The 15571-nt window shown below is 31.4% G+C and carries 16 protein-coding genes; 10 read left to right on the plus strand and 6 right to left on the minus strand.

The genetic code is table 11. The annotated features are described in order from the left end of the window. Window positions 1–31: 31 nt before the first annotated feature. Window positions 32–937 carry a tRNA (adenosine(37)-N6)-dimethylallyltransferase MiaA gene (gene miaA, locus ACN0WB_RS09315; RefSeq protein ID WP_417431085.1) on the minus strand — a complete coding sequence of 302 codons (906 nt, stop codon included), beginning with the start codon at window positions 935–937 and terminating at the stop codon, window positions 32–34. 219 nt (window positions 938–1156) lie between these two features. Here miaA and ACN0WB_RS09320 point away from each other — a divergent pair, with 219 nt between their 5' ends. The 3 genes from ACN0WB_RS09320 to clpP all read left to right on the plus strand — a co-directional run bounded on the left by ACN0WB_RS09320 (window position 1157) and on the right by clpP (window position 5708). Beyond that, complete coding sequence (locus ACN0WB_RS09320; RefSeq protein ID WP_417431087.1) at window positions 1157–2785, plus strand: acyl-CoA carboxylase subunit beta; 1629 nt, start codon at window positions 1157–1159, stop codon at window positions 2783–2785. A gap of 206 nt (window positions 2786–2991) precedes the next feature. Beyond that, a complete protein-coding gene (gene dnaG, locus ACN0WB_RS09325) occupies window positions 2992–4962 on the plus strand; it encodes a DNA primase (RefSeq protein ID WP_417431089.1) in 1971 nt (656 codons plus the stop codon). Between the two features lie 62 nt (window positions 4963–5024). After that, window positions 5025–5708: an ATP-dependent Clp endopeptidase proteolytic subunit ClpP gene (gene clpP / locus ACN0WB_RS09330; protein ID WP_417431091.1), complete on the plus strand. Its 684-nt coding sequence runs from the start codon at window positions 5025–5027 to the stop codon at window positions 5706–5708. Window positions 5709–5756: 48 nt separating this feature from the next. Here clpP and gmk read toward each other — a convergent pair whose 3' ends face one another. Continuing rightward, window positions 5757–6323 (minus strand): guanylate kinase, encoded by a 567-nt coding sequence (gene gmk / locus ACN0WB_RS09335; RefSeq protein WP_417431093.1) that lies wholly within the window; start codon window positions 6321–6323, stop codon window positions 5757–5759. A 94-nt stretch (window positions 6324–6417) separates the two neighbouring features. Further along, window positions 6418–7272, minus strand: coding sequence for a YicC/YloC family endoribonuclease (locus ACN0WB_RS09340; RefSeq protein ID WP_417431095.1), 855 nt, complete (start codon window positions 7270–7272; stop codon window positions 6418–6420). 318 nt (window positions 7273–7590) lie between these two features. On the opposite strand from ACN0WB_RS09340, the gene ACN0WB_RS09345 reads away from it, so the two are divergent. The 7 genes from ACN0WB_RS09345 (at window position 7591) to ACN0WB_RS09375 (ending at window position 13788) form a co-directional block, all read left to right on the plus strand. Next, window positions 7591–8253, plus strand: coding sequence for an HD domain-containing protein (locus tag ACN0WB_RS09345; RefSeq protein ID WP_417431097.1), 663 nt, complete (start codon window positions 7591–7593; stop codon window positions 8251–8253). 85 nt (window positions 8254–8338) lie between these two features. Further along, window positions 8339–9343 (plus strand): isoaspartyl peptidase/L-asparaginase family protein, encoded by a 1005-nt coding sequence (locus ACN0WB_RS09350; RefSeq protein WP_417431099.1) that lies wholly within the window; start codon window positions 8339–8341, stop codon window positions 9341–9343. A 2-nt stretch (window positions 9344–9345) separates the two neighbouring features. Beyond that, on the plus strand, window positions 9346–9753 hold the full coding sequence (gene tsaE, locus ACN0WB_RS09355; protein ID WP_417431101.1) for a tRNA (adenosine(37)-N6)-threonylcarbamoyltransferase complex ATPase subunit type 1 TsaE: 408 nt from the start codon (window positions 9346–9348) through the stop codon (window positions 9751–9753). Between the two features lie 35 nt (window positions 9754–9788). Next, window positions 9789–10985, plus strand: a complete 1197-nt coding sequence (locus ACN0WB_RS09360) for an alanine dehydrogenase (RefSeq protein ID WP_417431103.1) — start codon at window positions 9789–9791, stop codon at window positions 10983–10985. Next, window positions 10985–11353, plus strand: coding sequence for a hypothetical protein (locus ACN0WB_RS09365; RefSeq protein ID WP_417431105.1), 369 nt, complete (start codon window positions 10985–10987; stop codon window positions 11351–11353). The genes ACN0WB_RS09360 and ACN0WB_RS09365 overlap by 1 nt, the downstream gene beginning before the upstream one ends. Before the next feature lie 134 nt (window positions 11354–11487). After that, a complete protein-coding gene (locus ACN0WB_RS09370; RefSeq protein WP_417431183.1) occupies window positions 11488–12372 on the plus strand; it encodes a prephenate dehydrogenase in 885 nt (294 codons plus the stop codon). Window positions 12373–13146: 774 nt separating this feature from the next. Beyond that, the gene (locus tag ACN0WB_RS09375; RefSeq protein ID WP_417431107.1) at window positions 13147–13788 is read left to right on the plus strand and encodes a DUF6266 family protein; all 642 of its coding nucleotides are present in this window, start codon (window positions 13147–13149) and stop codon (window positions 13786–13788) included. Window positions 13789–13878: 90 nt separating this feature from the next. Here the strand turns inward: ACN0WB_RS09375 and ACN0WB_RS09380 are convergent, their stop codons facing one another. From ACN0WB_RS09380 to ACN0WB_RS09390, 3 genes are all read right to left on the minus strand, one after another. Then, on the minus strand, window positions 13879–14127 hold the full coding sequence (locus ACN0WB_RS09380; protein ID WP_417431108.1) for a helix-turn-helix domain-containing protein: 249 nt from the start codon (window positions 14125–14127) through the stop codon (window positions 13879–13881). Between the two features lie 73 nt (window positions 14128–14200). Next, on the minus strand, window positions 14201–14557 hold the full coding sequence (locus tag ACN0WB_RS09385) for a hypothetical protein (RefSeq protein WP_417431110.1): 357 nt from the start codon (window positions 14555–14557) through the stop codon (window positions 14201–14203). A gap of 559 nt (window positions 14558–15116) precedes the next feature. Then, complete coding sequence (locus tag ACN0WB_RS09390; protein WP_417431112.1) at window positions 15117–15569, minus strand: ferritin-like domain-containing protein; 453 nt, start codon at window positions 15567–15569, stop codon at window positions 15117–15119. Between the last annotated feature and the right edge of the window lie 2 nt (window positions 15570–15571).

Consider the following 15571-nt stretch of genomic DNA (forward strand, 5'->3'; position numbering starts at 1 on the left):
TGAAAATGAGTTTATTTGAAAAATCTTTTGTTTAGATTTCTAATTTGTTTAGCAAAGATAAGACTTCTTCCCAAGAATAATCATACTTCAGAGTTTGCGCATTTTCTAATTTTTTATTCCACGTGATTTGTCGTTTTGCGTATCTGCGACTATTTTTTTTAATTTCTTCAATAGCAAAATCCAAATTCCAACTTCCGTCCAGATATTTGAAAAGTTCAGTGTAACCAACTGTATGAAGCGGAACAAGGTTTTTAAAATTAATTAAATTTTTTACTTCTTGCAGTAAGCCATTTTCCATCATTAAATCTACGCGTTGGTTTATTCTTTTATAAATAATTTCACGTGGCGCTTCAAGATTAATTCTAAAAACTTCAAAATCACGCTTCGATTTTTGTTGATTAATATTTTCAGTATAAGTTTTCCCAGTTTGCCAAATAATATCAATCGCTCGTAAAAGTCGGCGAGGATTGTCTTTATCGACAATTTTAAAATATTCTAAATCTAATTTTTCTAATAAATTTTGTAACTCTACAATTCCTTTTTCTTGCCAAATTTTCAATAATTTTTCTTGATTTTCAGAGTTCGCTTCAGGTAAATCATTCAAACCTTCTACAACTGCTTTTTCATACATTCCGCTTCCTCCAACTAAAACAGCAATTTCTTTTTTCTGAAAAATTTCATTAATTTTTTTTAAAGCATCAATTTCATATTGACCAATTGAGTAATAATCTTTCACCGAAAGATTTCCAATAAAGTGGTGTTTTATTTCTGCTAATTCTTCATCAGACGGAACTGCAGTTCCAATTTTCATTTCTTTAAAAAACTGGCGAGAATCGCAGGAAATAATTTCGGTCTCAAAATATTTCGCCACTTTTATCGCCAGAGAAGTTTTGCCAATTCCCGTAGAACCTATGATTGAAATTAATTTTTTAGCCAAAGTATACTTTTGTCAAAATTAAGAATTTATAACAAAAAAAATCCCGTTAACTATGAGATTATCGGGATTATCAATTAATACAAATGTTAGAAACTCAAATAATTCTTTTTTATTGAACGAAAATAAAAAAAGAATATTGCTTGAAAATTAAATTAATTCAAAATATATTGCAACTTGTATTTTCAATAAAATCCTTAACTTTAAGACTTAAATATTTTTATGAATTTAGAATTTAATAAACACGAAGACAGCAATAAACAAAAATTAGCAGAAATCAACCATTTGCTAAAAGAAATACAAAAAGGTGGTGGAGAAAAACGCCTTCAAAAACAAAGAGATGAAGGCAAAATGACGGCGAGAGAACGTGTAGATTATCTTTTAGATAACGGTAAAAATTCAATAGAAATTGGTGCTTTTGCAGGTTTTGAAATGTATGAAGATGAAGGAGGTTGCGCTGCAGGAGGCGTAATTGTAAAAATGGGATATGTTTCTGGAAGACAATGTTTGGTAGTTGCAAATGACGCTTCTGTGAAAGCTGGAGCTTGGTTTCCCATTACTGCAAAAAAGAACTTGCGCGCTCAAGAAATTTCTATGGAAAATCGTTTGCCAATTATTTATTTGGTAGATTCTGCTGGTGTTTATTTACCAATGCAAGATGAAATTTTCCCAGATAAAGAACATTTTGGAAGAATTTTTAGAAATAATGCGAAGATGAGTTCGATGGGAATCATACAGATTTCTGCGGTAATGGGAAGTTGTGTTGCAGGTGGTGCTTATTTACCGATTATGAGCGACGAAGCAATGATTGTAGATAAAACAGGTTCAATTTTTTTGGCTGGAAGTTATTTAGTAAAAGCCGCAATTGGAGAAACTATTGATAATGAAACTCTTGGAGGCGCAACAACACATTGTGAAATTTCTGGTGTTACAGATTATAAAGCAAAAAATGATCAAGATGCTTTAGATAGAATTAAAAATATTATGAAATCTTTAGGTGATTTCGAAAAAGCAGGATTTGACAGAATTGAAAGCCAAGAACCAAAAGAAAACCCAGAAAATATTTTTGGAATTATCCCTTCATTGAGAAATGAACAATATGATGTAAAAAATCTTTTAAAATGTTTGACTGACAATTCTGAATATGAAGAATACAAAGCAGATTACGGAAAAACTATTATTTGCGCAACAGCAAGAATTGATGGTTGGAGCGTCGGAATTGTCGCCAACCAAAGAACGTTAGTGAAAAATGGAAAAGGTGAAATGCAATTTGGTGGTGTAATTTATTCCGATTCTGCGGACAAAGCTACACGTTTTATAGCAAATTGTAACCAAAGAAAAATTCCTTTAGTTTTTCTACAAGATGTGACTGGATTTATGGTCGGTTCAAAATCTGAACAAGGAGGGATTATTAAAGATGGTGCAAAAATGGTGAATGCAGTTTCAAATTCTGTAGTTCCGAAATTTACAATTATTACGGGAAATTCTTATGGTGCAGGAAATTATGCAATGTGCGGAAAAGCATATGATCCAAGATTAATTGTAGCATTTCCGTGGGCGGATTTGGCTGTAATGGGCGGAAGTCAAGCCGCAAAAGTTTTAGCCCAAATTCAGGAATCAACTTTAAAGAAAAAAGGACAAAATTTAACAGATGAAGACAGAAAAAAACTTCTAGATGAAATTTCTTCACGTTACAAAAAACAGACAGAATCTACTTATGCAGCAGCAAGACTTTGGACAGACGCAATTATAAATCCGATTGATACTAGAAAATGGATTTCTATGGGTATAGAAGCGGCGAATCATTCTCCAATTACAGAAAAATTTAATTTGGGAGTAATTCAAGTTTAAAAGTAAAAAAAAATATTCCAAGACTTTTGCTTAAAAAATTAAATCTCTAAATAAAACCCGATCATACTTAAAGGTATTTTTATTTCGTATAAATTATTTTAATTTTCTTACTTTGGGAAAAAGAAATAGTAGTTTAAACTAAAAACATCAACGTTTTTATTGTAAAATAATTAAGTTTAAAAAAACTAAATTCCTATTTTTACAACATGATTTCAAAAGCCACCATTGATAAAATATTTTCCGCCGTTCGTGTGGAAGAAATCATTGGTGAATATGTTCAACTGAAACGCGCAGGTTCTAATTTTAAAGGTTTGAGTCCTTTTCACGACGAAAAAACACCGAGTTTTGTGGTTTCTCCAAGCAAACAAATTTGGAAAGATTTTTCTTCCGGAAAAGGTGGAACTGCGATTTCTTTTTTAATGGAAATCGAACAATTTACTTATCCAGAAGCACTTCGTCACGCGGCAAAAAAATACGGAATCGAAGTTGAAGAAGATAAAAAAGAATTTACCGAAGAAGAAAAACAATCGCAAACTGACCGAGAATTACTTTATAAAATTCATGAAGTTGCCAATAATTTTTTTCAAGAGCAAATGCGGGAAACGGAAGAAGGACAGACAATTGGTTTGGCTTATTTCAAAGAAAGGGAATTGCGCGATGATATTATTAAAAAATTTCAACTCGGTTATTCTCCGGAACAGCGAGATGCTTTCACAGAATATGCTTTAGAAAAAGGCTACACAAAAGAAATTTTAGAGAAATCTGGACTTTCCATTTTCCCAGGATATGCGGAAAAAGGCGTTGATAGATTTCGAGAACGTGTCATGTTTCCGATTCTTAGTTTTTCGGGAAGAGTTCTTGGTTTTGGTGCAAGAATTTTAAAAAATAACGTAAAAGCCGCGAAATATCTCAATTCCCCCGAAACAGAAATTTACCACAAATCAAAAGTTCTTTACGGTTTAAGTCAAAGCAAACAAGCCATTTCCAAAGAAAATCTTTGTCTTTTGACGGAAGGTTATATGGATGTAATTGCACTACACCAAGTTGGAATTGAAAACGTAGTTGCAAGTTCTGGAACAGCTTTAACGAATGACCAAATAAAATTAATTAAAAGATTAACCGAAAATGTTACCATTTTATTTGATGGCGATGCAGCGGGAATAAAAGCGAGTTTTAGAAGTATTGATTTACTTTTAGCGGAAGGAATGAACATTCGGGTTTTACTATTTCCAGACGGTGATGATCCCGATTCTTTTTCCCGAAAACATCCGAAAGAATTTGTTGAAAATTTTATAAAAACCGAAGCCAAAGATTTTATCAATTTCAAGGCAGAAATTCTTTTAACCGAAGCAGAAAATGATCCAGTAAAAAAGGCAGAAGCAATTCGGGATATTGTGAAATCTATCGCTTTTGTTCAAAATTCTTTGAAGCAAGAAGTTTATTTAAAGGAAGTTGGAAATAAATTTGGAATTACAGAACAGAGTTTGTTTAATGAATTGGGCATTCAAAAACAAATAAAATCTAAAGAATTTTCTCCCAATCGCGAATCAGCAAAACCAGAAATCCAGAAGTTACAGAAAGTTCAGGATATTTTTTCTGCGATAAATCCTTTAATCATTTTAGAAGAAAAATTGGTGGAATTGATGCTAAAATATGGTGACAGAATATTAGAAAAAGATTTGGAAGAAACCGAAGATGAAGAAAATAAGGAAGTACAAAATATTAAAAAAGAAAAATACCAAATCACCGTAATTGAAGAGATTATAAACCATTTGGAAGAAGATGGTTATGAAATTCAATCTTCATTAAACCAAAAAATAGTAGATGATATTAAAATTGGTTTAACTGAAAATCAAATCCGAAGCGGTAATTTTTTCTTGACTTTAATGGACGAAGAAGTAACTTCAAAAGTGGCCAATTCATTAATGAATGTACATGAATTAAGCAATTGGGAAAAACATAATATTTATTTTAAAAGAGAAGATGAACTTGTACAAAACATCGTTCAAGACGTTATTTATCGACACAAAAGAGAATTCGTTTTGACTTTAATAAAAGATTCCAGAAAAAAAATAGAAAATTCTGAAGAAAAATTTTCGGCGGAAGATTATAAAAAAATAATGCTTTTAACCCAATTAAAAAATAAAATTGACGGTGAACTCAACCGAATTCTCTGACAAAATGGCTAAATTTACGATTGGAATAAACTTTGAGAATTAAAAAATATTAAAAATTAAAAATGGATATTAATAAAGAATTTAGAGATTTCTCTGTGAAACATTTAGGAAACAGCGGAACTGCGACGGACAAATATATGGGAATGTATGGACCGACAAATTTAACGCCCTACATTATGGAAGAACGACGATTAAACGTAACACAAATGGACGTTTTTTCTCGTTTAATGATGGACAGAATTATTTTCCTTGGAACAGGAATTGACGACCAAGTGGCGAATATTGTAACCGCACAATTATTATTTTTAGAAAGTTCTGATTCTGCAAAAGATATTCAGATTTACATTAATTCTCCTGGTGGAAGCGTTTATGCAGGTTTGGGAATTTATGATACAATGCAAATTATTAAACCAGATGTTTCTACAATTTGTACAGGAATGGCTGCTTCAATGGGCGCAGTTTTATTAGTTGCAGGTGAAAAAGGAAAACGTTCTGCACTGAAACATTCGCGCGTGATGATTCATCAACCAAGTGGCGGTTCGCAAGGTGTGGCGACAGATATGGAAATTAATTTACGCGAAATGTTAAAATTGAAAAAAGAATTGTACGATATTATCGCGCACCATTCAGGTCAAACTTATGATTGGGTTGAAAAAAATTCTGAAAGAGATTATTGGATGACTTCTTATGAAGCGAAAGAATTTGGTATGATTGATGAAGTTTTGGAACGCAAAACTGAGAAATAGTTTTTCTTAATTTTTAACAAAAGTAAAAAGGCGCTTTTCGAAGCGTCTTTATTTTTGAGTTATAAATTCAGAAATTAATTTGAAAACTTCGGCTTTAGCTTTATCTAAATTATCATTTACCACAATTTTATCAAACTGATTTTCAAAAGTCAATTCTTCTGCCGCTTTTTCCACACGGATTTTTACAGTTTTTGCATCATCTGTTCCGCGCTCCGTTAATCTATCCTCCAATTCTTTTACAGACGGCGGCTTTATGAATATTGAAAGTGCTTTTTCTTGGAAATATTTTTTCAGAGCTACTCCACCTTTTACATCGACATCAAAAATAACGACTTTATTTTCTTGCCAATTTTTTTCGACTTCAGATTTTAAAGTGCCATAAAATTTATCTTTGTAAACTTCCTCAAATTCTACAAATTCTTGCGCAGAAATCCTACTTTTAAATTCATCAGGAGAAATAAAATAGTAATCAATTTCGTGTAGTTCTTCACCGCGTGGCGCTCTTGTAGTGCAGGAAACAGAAAATGCCAAATTAGAAAACTGGCTTATTGCATATTTTACTAAAGTGGTTTTTCCACTTCCAGAAGGCGCTGAAAAGATGATAACTTTTTCCATTATTTTTCTTTGGTTAACCGCAAACACAAATTTTTATTCATTTTTTTATCTTTGTCATACTCTGAGTTTCTAAAAGAGACTTTTTACTTTTTACTTATAAAACATTCAAAGTTTGCTCTTTTACTTTCTCTAAATCGTCTTTCATTTCCACCACTAATTTCTGAATTTCACTGTGATTTGCTTTTGAACCCAAAGTATTAATTTCTCTACCAATTTCTTGCCCGATAAATCCTAATTTTTTTCCGTTGGTGTCTTCATTCATCACTTCCAAATAATATTTTAAATGTTGTGCGAGACGAACTTTTTCTTCAGCAATATCTAATTTCTCGCTGTAATAAGCCATTTCTTGATAGAATCTGGTTTCATCAATATTTTCAAAATCAGACAAAGTTTTTTTGTAACGTTCTTTCACAGCGTCCAAACGTTCTTCTTCAAATGGAATTACTTTTGCTAAATTTTCTTCAATTTTTAAGATATTTTTAGTAAGTTCAGTTTGCAAAACCTTGCCTTCTGTTGTTCTAAATTCCTGGAAATTCTCAATTGCATTGTTTAATAATTGAAACAAAAAATTAACCTCATCTTCACTGATTTCGTCTCTGTTTCTAGAAATTGCTTCGGGCATTCTAATGGCCATTTTTAAATATTCAAAATCAGGCGCATTAGGAGAAATTTCTTCTAATTGTGAAATATAATTTTTAACTAATTCTTGATTAATTTTTACTGCAGAATTTTCGATTTGAGCTTCGTAATTAATGTAGCAATCTACTTTTCCACGAATGATTTTATCATTTAAAATTTTCCGAATTTCAAATTCCTTTTCCTTATATCGTTGCGGAACTTTAATATTTAAATCAAAATTTTTGCTGTTTAAAGATTTTAGTTCAATGGTTATTTTTTTACCATCAAAATTTTCTTCTGCTCTACCGAAACCGGTCATTGATAAAATCATAAATAAATTTAAGTTACAAAGATAATTATTTTGAATGAGAGAAAACTTTAGAAAATAATTTTAAAGTTTATGCTCTCAAAGATTTATAAGATTTAGCATATTTATTTTTAAATTTTGAACGCAAAGCGTGAAAAAATTATTAAAATATTTCATAAAATTTGGAGAGTGCTTCACTTCGTAAAGTGGGAAATTTGATGATAATTGACTAACTATTAAAAGTGAGAAGAAATTTAATTTCTAAAATTAAAATCTGCGAAATCAGCTAAATCTGCGAGAAATATTTCAGTAGAAATCAGTGAGAAAAATTAAATTTGTAGAATGGAAAATGAACTAATTTCAAAAACAATAGATTTTGTAAAATTAAAATTAAAAAACGCCGAAGCTGGTCACGATTGGTTTCACATAGAACGCGTTTGGAAATTAAGTAAAAAAATCGCAGAAAACGAAGATGGTGATTTAGAAATCATAGAATTGGGCGCACTTTTACATGATATTGCAGATCCAAAATTTCATAATGGTGATGAAGAATTGGCATTAAAAATCTCCCGTGATTTTCTAGAAAGTCAAAATTTAGAAGACGTAAAAATTAAAAAAGTTTTGTTTATTATCAAAAATATTTCCTTCAAAAATAGAAATGAAAAAGCAGAAATTTCCATAGAAAATCCTGTAAAAGAATTACAAATTGTGCAAGATGCAGATCATTTAGACGCAATAGGAGCAATTGGAATTGCCAGAACTTTCAACTTTGGGGGTTTTAAAAATAACAAAATGTATGATCCAGAAATTCTGCCAAAATTAAAAATGAGCAAAGAAGAATACAAAAAATCAGACGGAACTACCATCAATCATTTTTACGAAAAATTATTGCTTTTAAAAGATTTAATGAATACTGAAACTGCAAAAAAAATCGCATCTAAAAGACACGATTTTATGGAGAATTTCTTAAATGAATTTCTGCAGGAATGGGATGTAAAAATTTAAAAAATCTAAATTTACTGATATTAAATATTATAGTTTTCGCTTCAAATTAAAATTATTAAATTTGACAAACGCTTAACTTTTAAACATGAAAAAAATTCTCTTTTTTGCTTCTCTAATATGTGCTGTTTTGCTTTCAGCACAAAAAAAATATGTGATGATTATTCACGGTGGTGCAGGAACAATTCTAAAATCCAAAATGACCGTGGAGAGAGAAGCTGCCTACAGAGAAAAACTTAGCGAAGCGCTGAAAGCAGGTTTTGAAAAAATTCAGAATGGAAATAATTCCGTAGAAGCAGTTGCTTCTGCGATAGTAATTTTAGAAAACTCTCCACTTTTCAACGCCGGAAAAGGAGCGGTTTTTACAAATGATGGCAAAAACGAAATGGATGCCGCAATTATGTTCGGAAAAGATAAATCCGCAGGAGCAATTGCGGGAGTTCATACCATTAAAAATCCTATTAAAGCTGCAATTGCTGTGATGCGAAATTCGGAACACGTAATGTTGAGCGGTGAAGGTGCTGAGAAATTTGCCAAAGAACAAAATTTAGAAATCGTGAGTCCAGAATATTTTTGGACTAAAGACCGATGGGAAAGTTTGCAAAAATTAAAACAAAAAGAAACGACGAAAAAACTGAAAAAAACCTCACAATATACTTTACCAGAATCTTATGAAATTGATCAAAAATTTGGAACAGTTGGTGCAGTTGCTCTAGACAAAAACGGAAATCTTGCTGCAGGAACATCAACTGGCGGAATGACCAATAAAAAATATGGCAGAATTGGAGATGCACCAATTATTGGAGCTGGAACTTATGCCGATTCTCAAGTTGGAATTTCTGGAACAGGATGGGGAGAGTTTTTCATACGTGCAACTGCGGCAAGAACCATCGCTGCAAAAATGGAATATCAAAATAAAAACCTGAAAACTGCTGCAAAAGAAACACTTGATGAAATTGAAAAAATGGGTGGAGATGGTGGTTTAATTGCATTAGATAGAGATGGAAATATTACAATGCCTTTCAATACTGCAGGAATGTATCGTGGTGCGATTACAGAAGATGGTGAAATTTTTATTGAAATTTTTAAGTAGAAATGAAGTTTAATATCAAAGATATTCAGGAATGGGAAAATGTTATAAGTGAAATTTTGCCACAACTCAAACATTCTATTTTAACTTTAAAAGGAAATCTGGGTGCAGGAAAAACCACTTTCACACAGTTTTTATTAAACAAATTAGGAAGCAAAGATGAAGTTAACTCACCCACTTATTCTATTGTAAATGAATATGACACACCAAAAGGAAAAGTTTTCCATTTTGATTTATACCGTTTAAAAAATTTAGATGAAGTTTACGACATTGGAATTGATGAATACCTAGATTCCGCTTTTCTTTCTATAATTGAATGGCCAGAAATTTATGCCGAAGATTTAGAACATTTACCACACCATGAAATTCAAATTGAAACAAATGGTTTAGAGCGAGAGATAATTTTTAAATAATCTATCTTTGTACTCTATTAAAAATACAATGCAGTATGGCTAATCCAGGTAATATTTTTACACCTTTCACAGAAGAAGATTTACTTCCACAAGAAGAAAAATTGGAAGTGGTGAAAAAAAGCAAAAAATTCAGTATCGGAATTCCAAAAGAAACGTGCCTGAATGAGCGCAGAACTTGCATTACACCAGATGCAGTACAAGTTTTGGTAAATAATGGACATCACATTATTATAGAATCTGGCGCGGGACAAGGTTCATTTTTTAGTGATTTACAATATTCTGAATCGGGAGCTATTATTACAAAAAGTCCAGAAGAAGCATTTGGACAAAATTTAGTTTTAAAAATAAACCCGCCAACTTCTGAAGAAATAGATTATTTAAAAGCAGGAAGTTATTTAATTTCCGCGCTGCAAATTAATCTTCGAAACCAAGACTATTTTAAAAAATTAGGAGAAAAAAAAATAAACGCCATTGCTTTTGAATTTATTGCAGATGAATACAGACAACTTTCTTTAGTAAGATTAATTGGAGAAATTGCAGGAAATATCGCGATACTTTATTCTTCAGAGCTTTTAGCTTTGTCAAATGGTTTAATGTTGGGTGGAATTACTGGAGTTCGTCCCACAGAAGTTGTCATCATCGGCGCTGGAATTGTGGGAGAATTTGCTACTAAAGCAGCCGTTGGTTTAGGCGCAAGTGTAAAAATCTTCGATAATTCTTTATCTAAATTACGCAGAATTCATTCAATGGTTGATAGCCGAGTTCCAACTTCTATCATCGATCCAAAAGAATTAGCAAAAAGTTTGCGTCGCGCAGATGTTGTAATTGGTGCATTTTCTAAATGGAGCGCTGTACCCATTGTAACTGAAGAAATGGTGACAAACATGAAAAAAGGAAGTGTAATTATTGACGTTACAATTGACAATGCAAAAGTAATTGAAACTTCAGAATTGACCGATATGGAAGATCCATATATTATAAAACATGGCGTAATTCACTGTGGTTTACCGAATCTTACTTCAAAAATGCCACGAACTACGAGTAAAGCAATTAGTAATTTTTTCCTCAGTTATCTTTTAAATTACGACGATGAAGGTGGTTTCGAAAATATGTTGGTAAAACGAAACGAGATGAAAGACAGTCTTTATATGTACAAAGGCCGCCACACAAAAAAAATGATTTGCGACAGATTTAATCTTACTTACCACGACATTAATCTTCTTATATTCTAATGAGGAAATTAAAATTTTATTTTTTAGGCTTTATTCCCGGACTTTTATTAGTTCTTTTTATCTTAAATAAAAAAGGCGCAAGTTGTTCCTATTTTCCAAGTGCACGTGTAAAAGCAGAAACTTTATCTAAAGATTTTATTTTGAAAGATACTTTCAAACAAGAAATAGCTGCACAAAAAATTGATGAAAAATTTTTAAAAGACAGTATTTTAACTGTTGGAGAAATTGATTTTGATAAAAGTAAAGCGCAAAAGAAACCTTGTCCAGAATATTTAATTGTCTATCCTTATAAAAACCCAAAGTACGAAGTAGAATTTGAAAAATGTAAAGAAACTGCTACTTTTCTAAGTTTGAAAACGCTTCGTTAGTTATAAAGTTGTGAATTCATAAAGAAGTAAAATCGTGTATTTTTGATGCATTATTTGTGTTCAAAAAGTATTTTTATTAGAACTAAAAATTTGTGTCATTTGTGTATTTAAGTTAAGTAAAGAATATTTTTGTGATTTGTGTTAAAAAAAACACGTCAAGTAATAGAGTAAATAAAATGAAAATTGCAATAATTGGTATCGGATTAATCGGAGGTTCTATGGCTTTAAAATTAAAGCAAAAGCAATTTGCAACTAAAGTTTATGGCGTAGATTTTAATGAGCAACATTTAACAGACGCAAAAAAATTAAAAATAATTGACAAAATTTCTGATTTAGAAAATGCAGTCCAAAATTCAAATGTCATTATTATCGCAATTCCAGTAGATGGAACCAAGAAAATTTTATCCAAAATATTAGATTTAATTACGGATAAACAAACTGTTTTAGACGTTGGTTCAACAAAATCTGGTATTATAAAATCAATAGAAAGACATCCAAAACGAAACCGATTTGTAGCAACTCACCCAATGTGGGGAACTGAAAACTCTGGTCCAGAATATGCAACTTTAGACGCATTTAAAGAAAGAGCCGCCGTTATTTGTGACGCAGAAAACTCAGCAAAAGATGCTTTAGAATTGGCACAAAAATTATACGAAAATCTTGAAATGAATTTATTATATATGAATTCTGAAGACCACGATATTCACACCGCATATATTTCTCACATTTCACATATTACTTCTTATGCGCTTGCAAATACGGTTTTAGAAAAAGAAAAAGAAGAAGATACTATTTTTCAATTGGCAAGTTCTGGTTTTAGCAGTACAGTTCGTTTGGCGAAATCTCATCCCGAAATGTGGGTGCCGATTTTTAAACAAAACAAAGAGAACGTTCTCGATGTTTTAAACGAACATATCACGCAACTTCGCAAATTTAAATCCGCTTTAGAAAAAGAAAATTACGATTATTTGGAAGAATTAATTTTGAACGCCAATAAAATTCGGGGAATTTTGAAATAGTTTAAGATTGAAAATTCCGTAAAAAAAAATAGAATCAAAAGTTTATGAATTTGGCTTTTTGAAGGAATAGACTTCGTTTTTGATGATTCAAGGTTTTGAAAAACTTTGCCAAAGTTTAGAACTTTGGCAAAGTTTTTTAAGACGGTTATTTGGAATTTTAGTTATGCTTTATAACTTTAAATATGCTACTTTTAAGTAATTGTAATAAATTTAAGTTAGCAATTTCCCATCAAAATATATAACCAAAGTTTCGCCCTTCCTTGCACCCTCCTTCGAGACTCCTTCCCAAAAATCGCATTTTTTGGAAGCAACCGGCAACAAATCCGCAACAAACCCGCAATACAACACATATCCAATTTGAAAATAAATGACTTCTGTTGACAAAAGCAGACATGGATGGACAAATCTGTTGTTAAAGCAAAAAAGAAAGACAGAAAGTGAAATTCCAAGAAAAACACAGACATTTTTTGGAAAACAAAGACTTCAAATGAAAACTGTAGAAAAGCAACTCCATTAAATGACTATTGCACCCAGATTATGAAATAAAAAGACTTTTTAGAAATAAAAAATAAATTTGCAGATATAGAATGAAAACAATAGAAATTATAAGATAAACAAAGAAAAATATAAAAAATAATAGTAATTAAAAGAAAACGGAGGAGTTAGAGAGAAGATTAGAGACAGACAAAGAGAATACAAGACGCTGATAAACAAACACTTGTATCTGATAAAATAGCGTTTTATATTTGTACCTAATCAATTAATTTTTTTACAATGGGTACAATTAAAAAAGGAATCCTCGGAGGATTCAGCGGAACCGTAGGAACGGTAGTAGGCGCAAACTGGCGCGGCATTGATATTATCAGAAGCCGTCCAAAATCATCTGGCGGTGTTCCCACCGCACTACAGATGCTCCAACGCAAAAAGTTTGCGATGGCCATTCAATTTCAGAATGCGTTGCGCAGTATGCAAAGCCGTCTTTACGGCGACAATGCGGGAGTAAAATCAAGAGTTAATTTAGCGGCTTCTTATCTTTTGCGCGAAGTTATTTCTGAAGTAAACGGTGAACCAGTCATTGTGATGGACAAGGTGGTGATCACAAAAGGAAGTCTTACAGGTTTTCAGAATCTTAGTGTAACAGAAGCCACCGGTAATCTTCTAAATTTCACTTGGGAAGATAACTCTAACCAAGTAATGGCAGAAATCACTGATTTATTTTGCACCGCCATTTATGAAGAAGAATCTGGAAGGTTTAATGTTCAAGAAGGACCAGAACAACGCAATGCTATCTCAGCTACGGTGCATCTGCCAGAAGAATGGAATGGGAAAACCGTGCATGTCTTTGCATTTTTCCAAAACAGTACACAAGATGTAGCTTGTAACTCAGTTTATCTGGGAACAAAAGTGCTGATTTAAAGACAGTTTTCTTTAAATTTAAAAACAATAATACCGCAGGATGAAGATCTTGCGGTATTTTTTTTGAATAGGAATAAAGCAAAAATTATTCTATTTTGTTCCTCCTTCAATCATCTCACGTACTTCATGCACAAGATAATAGATTTTACCGCCAATTTTTTTAAAGGGAAGAATTTTTTCATCGCGCCACCTCTTCAGAGTGCGTGCGGTTACTTTAAAAAGTTGGCTCAAATCACTATCGTCATATAATTCCAGAGACTTGTTTTTCTTCTGCTTCTTTTGAGAGAAATCGGGTTGTCTATAATTGGGTCGTTTTTTATCGCTTTTATTTTCTTTCATCTTTTAAAATTCTGTATTTTGTAATCACCATGCTTTTTTTAGAGAGTATAAATATTTCAAACAAGGTTCACTCTTATTTTTTTATGGTTCTTTCAATTAATCTATATAAGTCTTTTTCTTGCAATTTTTTTAAATCGAATATCGTCGTATCTCGTCCTGCGTAATCTACCCCAAGATCATCCAGCATTGATTTGGCATTTATATAATCATAATCTCCCGCTTTATATACAGGGAAAGAATTCTCTACTTCATAAGAAGATACTTCCAATAATAGTTGCTCTTTTTCATCAAAACCAAAACGCACAAATCTGTTCTTTTTGGTTTGCAATAATTCCATAGCGCCTTTAGAAAAGCCGAGTTTTCCTGTTTTATGAACCGTAAGTTTTGCGGTTCCGGAAAAGTGACTGGGTTTTAAAAATCTGACAATCATCACATTATATTTAATACAAAATTAAGTAATAAAACCTTGTATATTTTGTTTCTACTCTCTTAATGTATTATTTATGATAGAAAAGTTTTCCACAATGACACAGAATACTTAATATCATTGGTTTCCTTAGTAATTAAAGCCAAAAAGGGGGATTTTAGTGAAATTTAGCTAAACAAATATATACTAATTATTTATTAATGGTAAATACAAATTAAACACATCATAAAATATACAAGTGATTATAAAAGAAAAAAAATTGGATAAGTTGAAAATTAAAAAAAGATTTAAAATAAATCAAAATAATTTTTGAAAATAAAATTTATAAAATAAGAAAACGTTTTAAGTTTCAAATAACTAGTAGAAAGTTATTACAAAAAAATGCGTCCTTGTTTGAATTACTTCTTCCTTTTCAAGAGCATTGGAATTAACTTTTTACCCAAAAAGATTTTACGAATTCATAAAATTCTAAATAATTATATATATGTTTAATAAAGAACTTTTATCACAAAAAAAGTTGCTTTAAAAAAGCAACTTTAAATACATAGGAAGAAAGAAGATTCTAATCTTCTAAATTGGCTAAATTCTTAAATTTTTCATAAGAAGATTTCAAATTCATAAGTTGATTTCTTACTACTGCTGTACTTTCTGGATCAAGATCTCCACTTTTCAAAGCATCTTCGTACGTTGTAATTGCGGCGTTTTCACCAAAAGTGACATTTTCTAACGAAGCTTCATCTTTATCTGCTGAAAGTGCATTCTTAACATCAATCCAAGTTCTATGTAAATCACCTGCAACGGTGGTATTATTATCGGGATCGCCTCCTTTCTCACGAATTAATGAGGAAAGTTCTGTCTTCATTTTGACAGACTGTGTTGCCATTTCTTGGAAATCTTCTTTTAGATGTGGGTGAAAATCCATTACTTTTTTCTCCACTTTTTGAAAGCCTTCCATTCGATCGTTGGTTATTTGTAATAAATCGTTTAGTGCATTTACTGTGCTTTTATTTTCCATTA

Source organism: Halpernia sp., assembly GCF_048269545.1.
Taxonomy (GTDB): Bacteria; Bacteroidota; Bacteroidia; order Flavobacteriales; family Weeksellaceae; genus Halpernia.